The organism is Sphingomonas sp. GW821-FHT10F11, from assembly GCF_058809095.1.
In genome coordinates, this window is record NZ_JBXASH010000005.1 from 255,778 (window position 1) to 272,513 (window position 16,736).

10 protein-coding genes are annotated in these 16,736 nt (G+C 66.8%); 5 read left to right on the forward strand and 5 right to left on the reverse strand.

The annotated features are described in order from the left end of the window. Positions 1-53: 53 nt before the first annotated feature. Positions 54-1,997, forward strand: a complete 1,944-nt coding sequence (locus AC1RT8_RS16440) for an asparagine synthetase B family protein (RefSeq protein ID WP_493076728.1) — start codon at positions 54-56, stop codon at positions 1,995-1,997. Here the strand turns inward: AC1RT8_RS16440 and AC1RT8_RS16445 are convergent. Further along, complete coding sequence (locus AC1RT8_RS16445) at positions 1,981-4,119, reverse strand: TonB-dependent siderophore receptor (RefSeq protein WP_493076729.1); 2,139 nt, start codon at positions 4,117-4,119, stop codon at positions 1,981-1,983. The two genes, AC1RT8_RS16440 and AC1RT8_RS16445, sit on opposite strands and share 17 nt — an antisense overlap. Positions 4,120-4,265: 146 nt before the next feature. Here AC1RT8_RS16445 and AC1RT8_RS16450 point away from each other — a divergent pair, with 146 nt between their 5' ends. Then, positions 4,266-5,243 (forward strand): MBL fold metallo-hydrolase, encoded by a 978-nt coding sequence (locus AC1RT8_RS16450; protein ID WP_493076730.1) that lies wholly within the window; start codon positions 4,266-4,268, stop codon positions 5,241-5,243. 145 nt (positions 5,244-5,388) lie between these two features. Here the strand turns inward: AC1RT8_RS16450 and AC1RT8_RS16455 are convergent, their stop codons facing one another. From AC1RT8_RS16455 to AC1RT8_RS16470, 4 genes are all read right to left on the reverse strand, one after another. Further along, positions 5,389-7,887 carry a DUF4132 domain-containing protein gene (locus tag AC1RT8_RS16455; protein ID WP_493076731.1) on the reverse strand — a complete coding sequence of 833 codons (2,499 nt, stop codon included), beginning with the start codon at positions 7,885-7,887 and terminating at the stop codon, positions 5,389-5,391. Beyond that, positions 7,884-8,321: a hypothetical protein gene (locus AC1RT8_RS16460; protein ID WP_493076732.1), complete on the reverse strand. Its 438-nt coding sequence runs from the start codon at positions 8,319-8,321 to the stop codon at positions 7,884-7,886. The genes AC1RT8_RS16455 and AC1RT8_RS16460 overlap by 4 nt, the downstream gene beginning before the upstream one ends. Positions 8,322-8,385: 64 nt before the next feature. Continuing rightward, a complete protein-coding gene (locus AC1RT8_RS16465) occupies positions 8,386-11,007 on the reverse strand; it encodes a glycoside hydrolase family 3 protein (protein ID WP_493076733.1) in 2,622 nt (873 codons plus the stop codon). Positions 11,008-11,070: 63 nt separating this feature from the next. Continuing rightward, the gene (locus AC1RT8_RS16470) at positions 11,071-12,261 is read right to left on the reverse strand and encodes an MFS transporter (protein ID WP_493076734.1); all 1,191 of its coding nucleotides are present in this window, start codon (positions 12,259-12,261) and stop codon (positions 11,071-11,073) included. Between the two features lie 124 nt (positions 12,262-12,385). Between AC1RT8_RS16470 and AC1RT8_RS16475 the strand changes: the two genes are divergently transcribed. The 3 genes from AC1RT8_RS16475 to AC1RT8_RS16485 all read left to right on the forward strand — a co-directional run bounded on the left by AC1RT8_RS16475 (position 12,386) and on the right by AC1RT8_RS16485 (position 16,597). After that, positions 12,386-12,979 (forward strand): TetR/AcrR family transcriptional regulator, encoded by a 594-nt coding sequence (locus AC1RT8_RS16475; RefSeq protein ID WP_493076735.1) that lies wholly within the window; start codon positions 12,386-12,388, stop codon positions 12,977-12,979. A 152-nt stretch (positions 12,980-13,131) separates the two neighbouring features. Continuing rightward, entirely contained in the window at positions 13,132-14,886 is a 1,755-nt protein-coding gene (locus AC1RT8_RS16480) for a flavin monoamine oxidase family protein (protein WP_493076736.1), read from the forward strand. Between the two features lies 1 nt (position 14,887). Further along, positions 14,888-16,597, forward strand: coding sequence for an alpha-keto acid decarboxylase family protein (locus AC1RT8_RS16485; RefSeq protein WP_493076737.1), 1,710 nt, complete (start codon positions 14,888-14,890; stop codon positions 16,595-16,597). Positions 16,598-16,736: the final 139 nt, after the last annotated feature.

The following is a 16,736-nucleotide window of genomic DNA, read 5'->3' on the forward strand; positions in this document are numbered from 1 at the left end:
CCTCCCGCTACCACCATCCCGATGCGCAGCTTCCCCCTACCCACACCCCTCCGATGACCGCCCTCGCCGGCATGCTGCGTTTTGCCGGCCGCCCGGACCTGTCCGGTGCCTGCGACCGGATGCTGCGCGCGCAGGGTCTCTACGGCAACGGCAAGCCCGTCAGTTGGACGAACGGAGCGCTCGCAATGGGCCGCGACCTCTTCGCGACCCTGCCGGAGGACGGTTTCGATCTAGGCCCGGTCACCCTGGAAAACGGCCGCTTCGCCCTTGTTGCGGACGTCCGCCTCGACAACCGCGAGGATCTCTGGGGCAGCCTCAACCTCCCCCAGCCCGATCTTGCCCGCCAATCGGACTCGGCGGTGCTGATGGCAGCGCTGGTCCGCTGGGGCGAGGGCGCGGTGGATCGGCTAGCCGGCGATTTCGCCTTCGCCTTCTGGGACGGCACTGCGCGGCGCCTGCTGCTCGCCCGCGATTTCCTCGGCCAGCGTCCGCTCCATTTCCATCGCGGCAATGACTTCTTCGCTTTCGCCTCGATGCCCAGGGGCCTGCACGCCTTGCCCGAGGTCCCGCCCCGGCCCGATCAGGACATGGTCGCCGAGTTTCTCGCCCTGCTTCCCGAAACCGGCGGGCGCAGCTTCTACGAAGGCGTCGAGCGCGTCCCGCCCGGTCATGTCGTCGTCGCCACCCCATCCGACATTTCGACCCGCCGCTACTGGAACCCCGCCCCACCGCGCCTCGAACTCCGCACCGCCGCCGACTATGACGAAGCGGTCCGCGAGCAACTCGACCGCGCGGTCGCCGCCCGCCTCAGGGGCGCGGGCACCCTCGCCGGCACGCATCTCAGCGGCGGGCTGGACAGCGGCGCGGTCGCCGCCACCGCCGCCCGCCTGCTCACCCCCGGCGGGCGGCTCGCCGCCTTCACCGCCGTGCCCCGCGCCGGCTATGACGGCGCCGTTCCGCGCAACCATGTCGCCGACGAAGGCCCCCTTGCCGCCGCCGTGGCCGCGCTTCATCCGACCATCGAGCATGTGCTGGTCCGCACCGGCGGCACGTCCCCGCTCGCCGCGCTCGACCGCAATGTCCTGCTGTTCGACCGCCCGGTGCTGAACCTGTGCAACGGCGTCTGGCTGGACGCGATCATGGATGCGGCGAAGCAGCGGGGCGTGACGGTCATGCTCACCGGGCAGATGGGAAATATGAGCTTCAGCTTCATCGGCTTTTCCGCCCTGCCCGATCTTCTCGCCCGCGGCCGCCTCGTCCAGCTCGCCCATCTCGCCCGGCAGCTCAGCGCCAACGGCGTCTCCCTGCGCAACAGCGCCGCCCATGCGCTCGGCCCATGGCTCCCCGTCGGCCTGTGGCGCCGGCTCGACCGTGCCCGCGGGCGCCGCCTCGATCTCCGCGAGTACAGCGCCGTGAACCCCGCCCGCGCGGAAGCCCTCATCGCCCGCGCCGCGCAGACCGGCACCGATTTCAGCTACCGTCCGCCGCGCGATCCGGTCGCCGCCCGCATCCACGCACTGCAACGCACCGACCTGGGTAATTACAACAAGGGTTATCTCGCCGGCTGGGGCGTCGACATGCGCGATCCAACCGCCGATCGCCGCCTGATCGAAACATGCCTCTCGATCCCCGCGACCGAATATCTGCGCGACGGCCGCCCCCGCGCGATCGCCCGTTCCGCCTTCACCGATCGGCTGCCCGCCGCGGTGCTCGCCGAACCGCGCAAGGGCCTGCAGGCGGCCGACTGGCACGAAGGCCTCGCGGGTGCCCGTGACGAAGCGGCAGCGGAACTCGACCTGATCGCCGCCGCGATCGATCGCTCGGGCCCGCTGGACATCGCGATGCTGCGCGCCCTGATCGCCGACTGGCCGTCCGGGAACTGGAACGCGCCCGAGATCCAGTCGACATACCGCCTCGCCCTGCTGCGCGGCCTGTCCGGCGGTCATTTCATCCGCATGGCCGGCGCCGAAGGTCCCCGGATCAATAGGCGAAGCTGAACGTGATGCTCGCGCTGCGCGGGGCGGCGTAGAAGGCCTGGCCCCACATCAGGCTGCCGAGATACTTCTTGTCCGTCACGTTGCGCACATTGACGGTCGCGCGCACCCGGTCGATCAGGCGTATGCCCGCCATCAGATCGACCACCGCATAGGCTTCCTGCTTCAGGATCACGTCGCCGGTGACCACGCCATAATCCTGCACATAGGCATCGGCATAGGTGATCGCATTCTGCCAGCGAAGCTGCGCGCCGAGCTTCAGGTCGTTGAGTTCGGGCACGACATAATTGGTGGCGAGCTTCAGCGTCCTGGTCGGCAGATAGGTCCGCACCTTGTTGCCGCTGTCATCCTCGATCTTCAGCCCGGTATAGCCGCCGCTCAGGCTCCAATGATCGGTGATCCGGCCGGCGACCTCGATCTCGAAGCCCTTCGATGTCGTATTGACGCCGGCATAACAGGTTTCGCCGATCGGGCCGTCCGGGCACGGGCCGTTCACATCGCCATAGCTGCCGATCGCGGAGGCAAGTCCCTTCTGTCTCGCCCGGAACAGCGATGCGGTGGCATAGAGCCGCCCACCGAACCACTGGCTCTTGATGCCACCTTCGATGCTGCTGCCCGCCGCGGGATCGAGCTTGCGCTTGTCGATGCCGGTTTCGACCTGCGGATTGAAGATGTCGGTATAGCTCGCATAGAGCGAGACGTTCTTCGTCAGATCGAAGATCGCCCCGACATAGGGGCTGACCGCGCTGTTGTCGCGCGACTGGTCGGTGCCGTAGGAGGTCCCGGTCGATTTCAGCCACATCGCGCTGGCGCCGACCACCGCCTTCAGATTGTCGGCAAGGTTGAGATGCGCAGCGCCGTACACCCGGGTCAGCCGGTCGCTGTAATCCGCGGCGAGATAGGCGCCGGGATAGGTGGGCTCGGCGACCTGGACCCGGCCCCAGTCCTGCACCGCCGGGAAGCCGATCAGGTCGGGCGAGAAATTCTCATATTCGAGCCCGTCCGAGCGCGCGGTCGATACGCCAAAGGCGAGTTCATGCTCGCGCCCGAACAGCGTGACCGGACCCGATGCGGTGAAATCGCCGAGATACTGGTCATAGGTCGATGGATAGATGCCGGACATGCCGCCCACGCCGAGCCCGGTCGCCTTGTCCGGATAGTTATAGGCGTAGAGCAGCTTCGATTCCTCGGTGAAGCGCTTGTAGGTGAACACGCCCTTGACCGACCAGCCGCCCGCGAAGCTGTAGGCGAGCTCGCCGAACGCGCTCTGATCATGGGTGTCCCAATAGGTCCAGTCGGCCGAGGTCGAGGCCGAAACCGGGAAATCGATCCGCGTGCCGTCGGTATAGGTCAGCGGCAACGCACCCCACAGCACGCCGTCCGCCAGATTGTCCTGCCGGCTATAGCCGATCGTCGCCTTCAGCCGCGGCGTCGCTTCCCAGCTCAGCAGCGCGCCATACACGTTCCGGTCGACATGATTGTAATCGAGATAGGAATCGCGGTCCTCATGCGCGAAGATCCCCCGCACCGCGAGCGTATCGGTGATCGGCACCGAGACATCGGCCTCGACCCGCTTCTGGTCCCACGAGCCGAGCTGCGCGGACAGATTGGCCTGAAGCGTATCGGTCGGGCGCTTGCGGACATAGTTGATCGTGGCGGAGGGGTTGCCGACCCCGGTCATGATCGCGTTGGCGCCGCGCACCGCCTCGACCCGCTCGAACAGCGCGGTATCCAGGTCGCCGAACTGGATGCCCCACAACAAAGGGAGGCCGATCCCGTCGACCTGGAAATTGGTGATGTCGAAGCCACGGGAGTTGAAATAGGTACGGTCGGTCTCGACCCGCTCGACATTGATGCCGACCACCTGGTTCAGCAGGTCGTTGACGTTGGTCAGCGCGAAATCGCTGATCCGCGCCCGGTCGATGATCGTCACCGATTGTGGCGTCTCCCGCGGCGTGAGCGTCAGGCCGGTGGCCGAGGCGCTCGGCGTATCGAGCGTTCCGGTGACGACGATGTCGCCCTTGTCCTGTCCGTCCTCATCCCCCGGCCCGGCGGCCAGCGCGGCGGCCGGCAGCAACAGGCTGAAGGCGGTCGCAAGCAATGCATGGCGCACGGAGGGCTTCATTTCGGCGGGATCCTTTGCTGACGTGATGTGCCGCCGCCGGTAAGGGAAGATTATAATGCGAGTCAATTTCATTATCATTAAGAACAATGCCGCGCGGGACAGGATCGCGCTGGCGCCACGCCCGGCGATGCGTCAGAAGCGGGGCGATGCCGAAGAACCGCTACCTCGCCGCGCCGTCCAGCGACCATTTCGACGGCACCCGTTTCTTCAACCCCGGCCAGCCGGCCACCGATCGCGCATTGTCGGAGCTGCTGCGCTGGAAATTCGGCGAGCGTCCGGCGCGCTGGCCAACGACGGTGCCGGTCGAACAGGTTCACCCCGATCCGGCACCGGATGGCCTGACCATCACCATGATCGGCCACGCGACCCTGCTGATCCAGGCCGGCGGCGTGAACCTGCTGACCGATCCGGTCTGGTCCGACCGGGCGAGCCCCTTCTCCTTCGCCGGCCCCGGGCGGGTAACCGTACCGGGCGTCGCGTTCGAGCATCTGCCGCCGATCCATGCCGTGCTGCTCAGCCACAATCATTACGATCATCTCGATCTCGCCACGCTGCGGCGGCTTCACGCCGCCCACGCGCCGCTGATGGCGATGCCGCTCGGCAACGACGCGATCGTCCGGCGCGCGGTGCCCGACGCCCGCATCATTGTCGGCGACTGGCACGACCGTATCGAACTCGCGCCCGGCTTGGCCACGACCCTGACCCGCGCCAACCACTGGTCGGCGCGCGGCCTGGGCGACCGGCGCATGGCCCTATGGGCGGGCCACTGGCTCGACACCCCGGCCGGTTCCGTCTGGTTCGCCGGTGACACGGGGTACGGCGACGGCGCGATCTTCCGCGACATCCGCGCGCGCCACGGCACGCCCCATGTCGCGCTGATCCCGATCGGCGCCTATGAGCCGCGCTGGTTCATGGCCAATCAGCACGCCAATCCGGCCGAAGCGGTGGCCATCCTGCAGGACGTCGGCGCGGCCCACGCTCTCGGCATCCATTGGGGCACCTTCCAGCTCACCGACGAGCCCCGCGACGCGCCGGTCGAGGCGCTGGCCGCCGCGCTGGACGCGGCGCAGGTGCCGGCGGACCGGTTCGTCGCGGCAGAGGCGGGTGGGGTCTATCGGTTCTGAAGCGACGAAGACGGTTTCATCGCACCCGTCGCATCCCGGTCGACGGGCATTTCTCCGCCCCGACGCGACCCGGTAAATCCCTTCCTGCGACAGCGGGGTTGCATGGGTTTGCCGCGGCGCACCGGCTCACACGCCGCGGCAAACCCTAAAGCTGCGCCAGGATCGTCGGATCCTCGATCTGCGTCTCGTCGACCAGCAGGAACGCCTTGCTCAGGATGATCGACAACAGGCTGTCGCCGGCAAAGGGCAGCTTGATCTTGTCCGCTTCCTGCGGGCTCCGCCCCGGCACGATGCACAGATAGCGGTTGCTCGGCAGGATCTGGATGTTGCTCGATCCGAAATGGATCGCATATTTCTGGCGCTTGCCTTGCACGACCAGCGACCTCTCGGTGATCTGGAGCCTGTCCGCGATCGCCAGCTTCGGCGCGATCGCCGCGATCAGGGCACGCCGCGTCTCCGCCGACTGGCTGAGATCGCCAAAGGCCCATTCCCGCCAATAACCGCCGAAACGTCCATCGGGCCCGCCATCGGTCCAGCCCGGATCGTTGGCGACGCTGGTGACCGCGACGAACAGGTCGACGTCGCGAAGGCATTCCGAAAACAGGATCGGCTCGACCGTCTCCAGCGGCACCGGCCCGCGCTCATCGACGAAGCGCACCTGGTCGGTGGCGAGATGGAGCGGCACATAGGCATCGCTCCGCGCGTCGTTATCGACCGCCTCGACGCTGTATTCGACGCGCAGTCCGTGATGCGGCAGCGCACGGTGCGGCACGTTCCAATTGTCCCACCCGCCCAGGAACTCGAACCGCCAGTCGCGCGCCTGGCACAAGGCACGGAACTGGTGCTGGCGCAGGATGTGCGCCGCGAACCGGTTCGAATAGGTGCCCGTCCGCCGCTCGGCATCGGTCAGCACATAGATTTCGCGGTGGGCCTGCTTGATCGGCTGAGTCAGCTCCCGATCGATAATCTTCTGCCGCCACACGAGCACGTCGGCCGGATCGCTGTCGAGCGGATGCCACAACCGCACCGTGCCCGCCTCGGGAAGCGCGATCTCGCCGGCAAGCGTGACGAGCCCCTCGCCCAGCGGCATCGCCGTGACGGGATCGTCCGCGCCGTCGAACCGCCAGATCAGCGCCAGCGCGAGTTGCCGGCGCAGCGGATGATCGAGGAAGGTCCGCCGCCATGCCGCGACATCCCAGCGCCGCTGCTCCTGCCAGGATTGCTCCAGCCGGATCGCCTGAGTGGCGCGGGCCGCCTCGACATCCTTCACCGCCTGCCTGAACGCGGCGAGCCCGGGCTTGTGGTCGCGCTGCACCACGGCGGGTGGGGCCTTGAGCAAGCGCCCATCCGCCCCGCGCCACTCCACTGTGACTCCGTCCGGCTGGAGCGCCAGCGTGGCGGTAACCTCGCCGAACGGGAAAATCGCCGTGCCGTCGGCGGAAAGGCCGAAATCGGGCAGCGAACCATCCTCGAGCACGGCAACGCTGCTGCCCATCTTGTCCGCCAGCTCGGCGAGCCGGGCATCGAGCAATTTCTGCACCGACGGCAGTTTGAGTTTCGCGCGAAGCCTGAACAGCTCGGCCGCTGCGCCTTCCCCGTCCACCGTCTCGGAGAGGGTCCATAATGCCGCATTGCCGAGCTTGACCGATCGCGCCCCGATCCCAGGTACCTTGCGGAAGCATTTCTCCGCGAAACGCCCGACAGGCCCCGCCAGCCGCACCGCGTCGAACGCCGCCGACAGCCAGATCAAGCCCTTCAGCATGTCCAGGCTGGCATCGGGCCGGGCGGGATCGGGCGTGGTCGCCTCCATCCATTCGACCAGCTTCGCCGCCGCCACGTCGGTGCCGATCGCGGCGACCAGCGCCTTTCCCTCGGCCAGCCATTTCGCCGCGGGCTTCGCCTTGTCGCCGGCACCGGCGGCATGGACCAGCAGCGCGCGCCACGCATCCCCATGCTTGCCATCTTCCACCACCGGCATAACCGTCGCGGCAAAGGCCCCGGGCGGCAGCGCGCGTTTGTCCACGCCGCCTCCTTCCAGCAAGGCGGCAACCCGCGCCAGCATGGTCGCATCGAACTTGGTCTGCTGGGCTCGCGCGGTATCCCGCACCAGGCGGCTTTGCAGCACCTCGATCGCCTTGCGCAGCACCCCATCGGGCGCCCGTCCCTCGAGGAACCGCTCCACCGCACCGAGGATCGACGGCGCCGGCATGCCGTATTGCAGCGAATAGGGATATGCCGCGCACTGCTCGACCAACCCGGCCAGGTGCGCGCCCGTGAAGGGCAATTTCTTGCGCATGAGCTGCGACGCGATGGTCTTGCGCGTTTCGTTCACCGTCCACGACTTGGGCGTATGGATGTAGCTGCCATGCTCACGCGGAATGATCGAGGCCAGCGCGACCTCGACTTGCAAGGCATCGGAACCCGTCTTCAGCGCCTCCCAGGACGCAAGGTCCGAAAGTTTGACCGCGCCGTACGTGCCCGAACGGACGGCGACCGCCTCTTCGCATAATTTCGCAACGACCCGCTCCGCCTCGGTCGACATGGGCAGCCCGTCCAGCCGTGGCGTTTCGTTCGCGCCACGCGGCGCCTGCCCGTCCCCGCCGCCGCCCAGCAAGCCGACGATCCGCCCGATGATCCCCATCATCCGCCGATCAGCGGCGTCAGATAGAGGAACACCGCTTCGCTATCGCCGGTCAGCGCGATGTCGTCGTCGAGCCGTTCGATCTGGCGTTCGTCGAACAGCAGGATGAACTGGTTCTTCTCGAACGCTTCGATGGCGCGGTCATATTCTGCCTGCTCGTCGAACAGCTTCGGCCGGGATCGCCGCACGGTCCCGCCATTGAGTCGTGCCTCGGGTGCGTCCTCGTCGAGCTGGATCAGGAAGGATCGGGTACGGACATGGCCGGCGGCATGATCGATATTGCGCCGGTTGACCGTCTGCACCTCGTCGGCGATGCGGCGGCGGATCAGCTCCCGCGCCGTGATCCGCTCCGAAACCAGCCTCAGTTCCAGCGCGGGCCGGCGATCTCCCATCCCCGTGCCGAAAACCTCGTCGACGATCTTGAGCACGGCCGTCATATCGATCCCCTCTTGCCGGGGGGAGTTTAGGGAAACCCCGTTTCATTCGTCCAGCGGCAATTCGCTATTTCGGCAGCACCGCCGACCTGGTCAGGTTGAAGCTGGTCTTCACGCCCGCCGCCTGTGCCATGCCCGACCGCGACACCGGTTGCCCGCCGCCGACCCACACATCCACCGTGCCCGGCACGACCTTGCGCTCGCCCTTGTCGTCCACGACGCTCAGCGCCCGGTCGTCGAGCCCAAAGGTCACGGTGCGCTTCTCGCCCTTCGCCAGATGGATGCGCTGGAAGCCCTCGAGCGCCCGCACCGGCGCCCCGGCAACGCCCGGATGCGACAGATACAGCTGCACCACCTCGTCGCCGTCCCGTGCGCCGCGATTGGTCACATCGACCGACACGGAAACCGTGCCCTTCGTCTCGACCCGAGGATTGGCATAGCCGAAGCTCGTATAGCTCAGCCCATGGCCGAACGGGTACAGTACGTCGCCCTTGAAGTAGCGATAGGTGCGCCCCGCCATGGCATAATCCTCGAACGGCGGAAGCTGCTCGGCGCTCTTGTAGAAGGTGACGGGAAGCCGCCCGGCCGGGCTGAAATCGCCCGCCAACAGCCCCGCGACGGCAGCACCGCCCTCCTCGCCCGGATACCAGGCCTCGACGATCGCCGGCACGTTCGCATCGGCCCAATTGGTGCTCAGCGCACTGCCGTTCATCAGCACCAGCACGGTCGGCTTGCCCACCGCCTGCACGCGCTTCAACAGCGCTTCCTGTGGCGCCGGAAGATCGAGGCTGGTGCGATCGCCCCCGGCAAAGCCCGGCGCCTTGATCTTCATCTCCTCCCCCTCGATCCGCGCGGAGAGGCCGCCGACGAACACCACCAGGTCGGCCGACTTTGCCGCGGCGACCGCATCGTTGCCATTCTGACTCGGCGTGCTCCACACCAGATGCTGCTCGCCGCGCGCGCCGCGCTGGAAGCCCTCGACCCGGATCGGGTATTTCCTGCCCTTCTCCATCGTGATCGCCCCCGACAGGATCGATGGCGCATCGCCCACGCCCCATTCGTCGACCACCACCGTGTCGCCGATAGTCACGCGGTAGCCATTCTCGCTCGCGAAGCGGAAACGATACTCGCCGCTCTCCGGCGCGACGATCGTTCCGGTCCAGCGTGCCGATGCCGCCTTGTCGCCGGTCCACTCGATCGCGGCATTGGGCTGCGTCTTCGTCTCGACCGGCGCGCCCTCCAGATCGGTGCCCGCGAAATATTCCGCCTTCAGCCCCGGCGTCCTGCACTCGGCATCGACGCAAAACACGCTGTCCGGCACCGCCGGCTCGGCCGGGCCGACCAGCCCGGTCCCCTCGGCGAAGACGATCGTCGATTGCGGGAAACGCGCCCGGATGCCGTCGAGCACCGTCACCGGCCGCGACGGCGTGCCGTAATAATTGCCGACTAGCGTATCCATCGAGTCCGCATTCGGCCCGATTACCGCGATCGTCTTGGGCGCGCCCTTGATCGGCAGCAAATCGCTCTGGTTCTTCAGCAGCACCAAAGACGCCTCGGCCATCTTGCGCGAGAGCGCGCGGTGCGCCTCGGTGTCGTTGTCCGCCGCGGTGATATTGGCGAAGGGACGGACCGGCGTATCGATCAACCCGAGCCGGACGCGCGCCGAGAACAGCCGCACCAGCGATCGATCGACCGTCGCGATCGGCAGCAGCCCCTTGTTCACCGCCTCGACGATCGAGTCCGCATCGGTCGTCATATGGTTGCGGTAATCGCCGCAGATCAGGTCCATGCCCGCCTGGGAACCAACCGCAACACCTTCGGCCGGCGTCTTGCGATAATGCAGGCTGTCCGGGCGATAGATGTTCGCCGCCGCGCCGCAATCCGACACGACATAACCGTTGAAGCCCCAGTCCTTGCGCAGCCGCTGGTTCATCAGGAAGTCGTTGGCGCAGCCCGGCACCCCGTCGATCGCATTGTACACGCACATGATCGACTGGACCTTGCCCTCGGTCACCGTCGCGCGGAACGCGGGGAGATAGGTGTCCTCCAGATCATGCGCGCTCGGGTGAACGTCCTCGCGGTGCCGGTTCGATTCCGGCCCGCTATGCACCGCGAAATGCTTCGAGGTGGCGATCGTCTTGTAATAATCGGGATCGGTACCCTGCAGGCCCTTGATGAAGGCGATGCCGATCCGCCCGGTCAGGAACGGATCTTCGCCGTACGTCTCCTGCCCCCGGCCCCAGCGCGGATCGCGGAAGATGTTGATGTTGGGCGACCACACGGTCAGCCCGCGATAGAAATCGGTGCTGCCGTCGGGGTGCACCCGCTCGACATATTTGGCGCGGAACTCGGTGCCGATCGTATCGGCCACCGTTCCCATCAGGTTGGTGTCCCAGGTCGCCGCCATGCCGATCGCCTGCGGGAACACGGTCGCGATCCCGGCACGCGCGACGCCATGCAGCCCCTCGTTCCACCAATTATAGGCCGGCACGCCCAGCCGCGGGATGGCGGGCGCGGTATGGCCGAGCTGCGCCGCCTTCTCCTCCAGGGTCATCTTCGCGACCAGTGCCGCCGCGCGCTGCTCGACATTGCCGCCCGCTTTGCGAGTCGCCGGCACATCCTGCGCGACGGCAGCGCCGGTAACGAGGAACGAAACCGACGCGGCCGCCACCAACAGCTTGAACTTCATGAGATCCCTCTCCGCATTTTTTGAGAGGTCTAACCAAAAAATGGTAGCGGTACCAGCCCCGACCTAACTGCGAACGACGGATCGCCCGAGTACTCGCTGCCCCAGCAGCACCGTCGCCAGCGCGATCGTGCCCGCGGCCACCGAGACCCAGAAGCCGTTCCGCGCGCCGAGCGCATCGATCGTCAGCCCCGCCGCGAACGACCCCAGCGCCATGCCGATGCCGATCCCGGTCGTCACCCAGGTCACGCCCTCGGTCAGCTTGGCTTCGGGCACATGTCGCTCGACCAGGCCGAACGCCGTGATGAAGGTCGGCGATATCGCCACCCCGCTCAGGAACACCGCCAGCGCCAGCCACATCACGCTGTCGGCCAGCAGCAAGGGCAGGGTCGTCAGCGCGGTGATGCCGACCGCGATGGCAAGCTGGCGCTGCAGCGGCAGAGTCAGCCTCAGCGCCCCGATGACGATCCCGACCGCGAACGATCCCACGGCATAGACGCCGATGACCAGGCTCGCGGCACCGGGCTGGCCGAGTTCCTTGGTGATCGCCACCGCGCTCACTTCGGCCGTGGCGAAGATCGCCCCGATAAAGATCAACGCAAAGGTAACGATCTGCACTGGCCGCAGCAGGATCGCCGATCCGCGATGCTCGCGCGAGACCGGCCGCGCCTTCGGTTCCGTCCCGCGCTGCAGGATCAAAGCGGTCGACCCGAAGGCAAGGAAAAGCGTGCTGGCCAGCATGCCCGCCTCGGGAAACAGGGCAACGCTGAGCCCGACCGACAGCGATGCACCCGCGATATAGACCAGCTCGTCCGCCGCCGATTCGAACGCGAAGGCGGTGGTAAGCTCCGGCGTATCGCGGAAAATCTCGGTCCAGCGCGCCCGCACCATCGCCGGGATGCTCGGCATCGCCGCCGCCGGCAGCGCCGAGGCGAACAGCGTCCAGCTCGGCCAGTCGCGATGCGCCGCCACGATCAGCACCGCAAAGGCCAGCACCGAGACGAGAGTCGCCGGGACAAGCACCCGGGCCTGCCCGAGCCGGTCGACCAGCCGCGAGATCTGCGGCGCGAGCAACGCGTTGGTCAGCGCGAAGGTCGCCGCCACCGCGCCCGCCAGCCAATATTCGCCGCGCGTCTGGGAGAGCATGGCGACCAGCCCGATCGGCGCCATCGCGATCGGCAACCGCGCGACGAAACCCGCGGCGGCGAAACCCAGGGTACCCCGCGCCTGGAAGATCTTGCGATACGGATTGGCCATGGGGTCCTCGATTTCTCCGCCGCGCCACTTACATAAATGACATACATGGCGTATGAACGTCGAGGTAATAGCATACATCGCGTATGTCAATTGACATACGGTACGTATGCAACTGGAGCAGAGCATGGCCCATCGCCCGCGCAAGGAGATGATCGCTGAAACCCGCGCCAAGCTGATCGCCGCCGGCCGCGCGGCATTCGGCACGATCGGCTATACCGACGCGTCGATGGACGATTTCACTGCCGCCGCCGGGCTGACACGCGGCGCGCTCTACCATCATTTCGGCGACAAGAAGGGCCTGATGGCGGCCGTGGTCGCGCAGATCGACGCCGAGATGACCGAGCGGCTCAACCAGCTCTCGGCGCAGGCGCCGACGCGCTGGCAGGGCCTGATCGACGACAATGTCGGCTACCTGAAGATGGCGATCGAGCCCGAGATCCAGCGCATCGTGCTGCGCGACGGGCCGGCCGTGCTCGGCGATCCGTCGACCTGGCCGAGCGCCCAGGGCTGCGTCGCCTCGATCACCGCCAGCATCCATGCGTTGCAGGAGGAAGGCACGATCGCCGCCGAGCTGGACGGCGAGGCGGTCGCCCGGCTGATCACCGGCGGCACCACTTATGCCGCGCAATGGATCGCCAATGCGGACGATCCCGAGGCCGCGCTGGAAAAATCGGTGGCAGCGCTCCGGGCGATGCTCGAGGGCCTGCTCGCCAACTAGCCTCAGTTTGGTTTCGTCTCCGGCCGCCGCCAGATTTACACCCCAATGTCCGAGCGCTAGCCTTTCCCTTCGTTCGGCACAGGGAAGGTATCAGCGGCTCGACACCCGTCGAGAACGCGTGCCCCGTCGTGCCTGATTTTGGGGAGGGTCACATGGATCTCGATGTAGCGATTGTCGGCGGCGGCGTGTCGGGCGCGTACAGCGCATGGCGGCTCCAGCAGGACCGCGGCGACAAGCAGGCGATCGGTCTGTTCGAATATTCGGACCGGATCGGCGGGCGGCTCTACACCACCACCCTGCCCGGCCTGCCCAATGTGAAGGCCGAGCTCGGCGGCATGCGCTACATCCCGACCCAGCACATCATGGTCGCCGACCTGGTCAAGCACCTCAACCTGCAGACCAAGGATTTCCCGATGGGCGCGCCCGCGCCCGTGGGCTCCAACTGCAACCTCTTCTATCTGCGCGGCAAGCATCTGCGGCTGCACGAGCTCGATGACCCGGAGAAGGTCCCCTACAACCTCGCCTGGTCCGAACGCGGCCTCGGCCCGACCAACCTGCAGGTGCAGGTGATGAACAACCTCTATCCCGGCTTCGCCAATCTCAGCCTGTGCCAGCAGATGCAGGTCAAGGTGTTCGGCAAGCCGATGTGGAAATACGGCTTCTGGGACCTGATGTTCCGCGTGCTCTCCAATGAGGGCTATCAGTTCATGCGCGACGCCGGCGGCTACGAGGCGAACGTCGCCAATGCCTGCGCGGTGACTCAGCTTCCCGCCACCGAATATAGCGACGAGACCCAGTTCCTCACTTTGGCCGAAGGGTATGACCAGCTCCCGATTACCCTCGCCCGGGACTTCAACGACAAATTCCCCGGCAAGACGCCCAAGGGCAAGCGCCTCTTCATGAACCACCGGCTGGAGGAGATCGTCCTCGGCACCGGCGACTGGCCCTACACCCTCATCTTCCGCCAGACCCATACCGACGACGAGAAACAGACCCGCGACCGCGACGACGACAAGGTCGTAAAGGTCCGCTGCAAGAAGCTGATCCTCGCCATGCCGCGCCGCAGCCTGGAACTGATCAAGAGCGACTTCTTCGACGACCCCTGGCTCAAGAAGAACATCCCTTCCGTCCTCATCCAGAGCGCGTTCAAGCTGCTGCTCGCCTACGAGACCCCCTGGTGGCGCTCGCAAGGCCTCGTCGCCGGCCGTTCGGTCACTGACCTCCCCGTCCGCCAGGTCTATTATTTCGGCACCGAGGGCGAGCAACCGAGCGGCGAGCCCTTCCTCAACTCGCTGCTCATGGCGAGTTACAATGATCTCGGCACGGTGCCCTTCTGGAAGGGCCTCGAACGCGGCAAGGCCTATGAAGGCTATCGCCCCGCCTGCCTCGAAGGCGGCGTGGAAAACGTCCTCCCGCTCGGGCCCAAGACCGGTTTCCGCGCCACCGCGGAAATGGTCGACGTCGCCAATCGCCAGGTCGCGCAGGTCCATGCCCTGCCGCAGATCCCCGATCCCTATGCCGCGGTCTATCACACCTGGAACGAGGATCCGTACGGCGGCGGCTGGCACGAATGGAAGGCCAATTTCCGCCTCGACCAGATCATGTGCCAGATGCGCAAACCCGTCGCGAAACACGACATCCATATCGTCGGCGAGGCCTATTCGCTCGGCCAGGGCTGGGTCGAAGGCGCGCTCGACATCGCTGAATCCACCCTGCAGGATTTCTTCGGCATGAAGCCGCCGACCTGGCTCGACCCGAGCTATGCGCTGATGCCCAACCCCTGCCCGCCCGGCGATCCCTGCACGGGATGCGGCACCGATCTGGACGCCTGCCTGCCCTGCTTCGATTGCGGGACGATGCTCTCGTCGATCACCCCCAATTGCCTCTGCGCCGTCGAGGAGGGCTGAAATGAACGTCGCCGACTATATCCTCGCCCGCCTGAAACAGGCCGGCCTTGCCCACGTCTTCGCCGTCCCCGGCGACTATGCCTCGCCCTTCCTCGACGCGCTCGACGACGATCCCGCGATCGAGCGCGTGCCCAACATCAACGAACTCGGCTCGGGCTATGCGGCGGACGGCTATGCCCGCTTCAAGGGCGTGGGCGCGGCCTGCGTGCAATACGGTGTCGGCACGATGAGCGCGCTCAACTGCGCCGCCGGCTCCTGGGTGGAACGCGTGCCCGTCGCGATCATCTCTGCCAGCCCGTCCACCAACAACCGCCTGCTCGAACGCCAGCAGCAGATCCTGTTCCACCATTCGACCGGCGATGTGGAGGTCAACGCCAAGCTCTTCGCCCATGTCACCGTCGCGTCGGAGATCGTCTCCGACCCGGATTTCGCCCCCGCCCAGATCGACCGCGCGATCACCGCGATGCTCACCTTCCGCCGCCCGATCTATCTCGAGGTGCTGCAGAATGTCTGGACTCAGGCCTGTGCCGATCCGGTCGGCACGCTCTGCCCGGTGCCGCAGACCAGCAACGCGACCTATCTGGCCAAGGCGATCGCCGCGACCTGGGGCCGCATCCTCAGCGCCGAGCAGCCGGTGCTGTGGTTCGGCGTCGAGATCCAGCGCTTCGGCCTGCAGGATCTCGCGCAGAAGCTGGTCGATGTCAGCGGCCTGCCCTTCACCACCACCAGCCTCGGCAAGACCGTGCTCGACGAAGCGCAGCCGCAATTCATCGGCACCTATGCCGGGCCCGCCTCGCCCGCGCTGACCCGCACGATCATGGGCGCGTGCGATTGCCCGGTCGCGCTGGGGGCGATCATCACGGACGATTATCTCGACATCATGGCCGCGCGCTATGCCGACATGGTCTCGTGCAACGACGAGGATACGCGCGTCGGCATCGATTATTTCGCGCAGATCACCCTCGCCGATTTCCTCGCGGCTTTGGTCGCCCGTTTCGAGGAAGACGACGCCTTCCCGCGCAGCTTCGAGGCGCCCGACCTGCCCGAGGACACCGACGAGACCGCGGAAAAGGCGGCGGGCCACGGCCTCACCTACAACATCTTCTACCGCCAGTTCTCCCGCTGGCTGAAGCACGAGAAGCTGATCGACGAGAGCGTGCTCATCCTGGGCGAGAGCACCTCGCTCTATGTCTGGGGCAACCTGATGGGCCTGCCGCGCGACAGCTTCGTGGCGCAGGCCGCCTGGGGCTCGCTCGGCCACGAAACCGGCTGCGCGCTCGGCGTGGCGCTGGCCTCGGGCAAACGGCCCTGGGTGATCGCCGGCGATGGCGGCTTCATGATGATCTGCCAGGAGATATCGAGCCTCGCCCGCGCGAAACTGCCCGCCGTGGTGTTCGTGATGAGCAACCAGGGCTATGCGATCGAGCAGGCCTTCGTCGACATCAAGGCCTTCACGCCGGAGGGTGCATTCGCGCCCTTCGATATACTGCCCGACTGGGATTATCTCGCGCTCGCCAAGGCGTTCGGCGCCAAGGGCTACCGCGTGAAGACCACCGACCAGCTCGCCACCGCCCTCGCCGAGATCGGCGGGCTGACCGACGTGCCGGCACTGGTCGAAGTGGTGATCCCGCCCAAGGACCTCGCCCCCCAGCTCGCCCGGCTGGCCGCGCCACCGCCGGTGCTGCGGAAATATCATAGCCTGGAGGAGTGAGAACGGGCGCCATCGCCCACAAGGCGCCTTCCCAGGAACAGTCCCGCCGCACCCATGCATCGTTAGGGCCCGCCCGCGATAGCTGCTATACCGGCGCATCACTGATCGGCCGCGCAGGCATATGTGACCGGGAGACCCG

What these genes read in the sequence shown, in the direction of transcription:
- AC1RT8_RS16440 (WP_493076728.1), top strand. Translation starts at nt 54, where the DNA reads ATGACCGCCCTCGCCGGCATGCTGCGTTTTGCCGGCCGCCCGGACCTG.
- AC1RT8_RS16445 (WP_493076729.1), bottom strand. Translation starts at nt 4,119, where the DNA reads ATGAAGCCCTCCGTGCGCCATGCATTGCTTGCGACCGCCTTCAGCCTG.
- AC1RT8_RS16450 (WP_493076730.1), top strand. Translation starts at nt 4,266, where the DNA reads ATGCCGAAGAACCGCTACCTCGCCGCGCCGTCCAGCGACCATTTCGAC.
- AC1RT8_RS16455 (WP_493076731.1), bottom strand. Translation starts at nt 7,887, where the DNA reads ATGATGGGGATCATCGGGCGGATCGTCGGCTTGCTGGGCGGCGGCGGG.
- AC1RT8_RS16460 (WP_493076732.1), bottom strand. Translation starts at nt 8,321, where the DNA reads ATGACGGCCGTGCTCAAGATCGTCGACGAGGTTTTCGGCACGGGGATG.
- AC1RT8_RS16465 (WP_493076733.1), bottom strand. Translation starts at nt 11,007, where the DNA reads ATGAAGTTCAAGCTGTTGGTGGCGGCCGCGTCGGTTTCGTTCCTCGTT.
- AC1RT8_RS16470 (WP_493076734.1), bottom strand. Translation starts at nt 12,261, where the DNA reads ATGGCCAATCCGTATCGCAAGATCTTCCAGGCGCGGGGTACCCTGGGT.
- AC1RT8_RS16475 (WP_493076735.1), top strand. Translation starts at nt 12,386, where the DNA reads ATGGCCCATCGCCCGCGCAAGGAGATGATCGCTGAAACCCGCGCCAAG.
- AC1RT8_RS16480 (WP_493076736.1), top strand. Translation starts at nt 13,132, where the DNA reads ATGGATCTCGATGTAGCGATTGTCGGCGGCGGCGTGTCGGGCGCGTAC.
- AC1RT8_RS16485 (WP_493076737.1), top strand. Translation starts at nt 14,888, where the DNA reads ATGAACGTCGCCGACTATATCCTCGCCCGCCTGAAACAGGCCGGCCTT.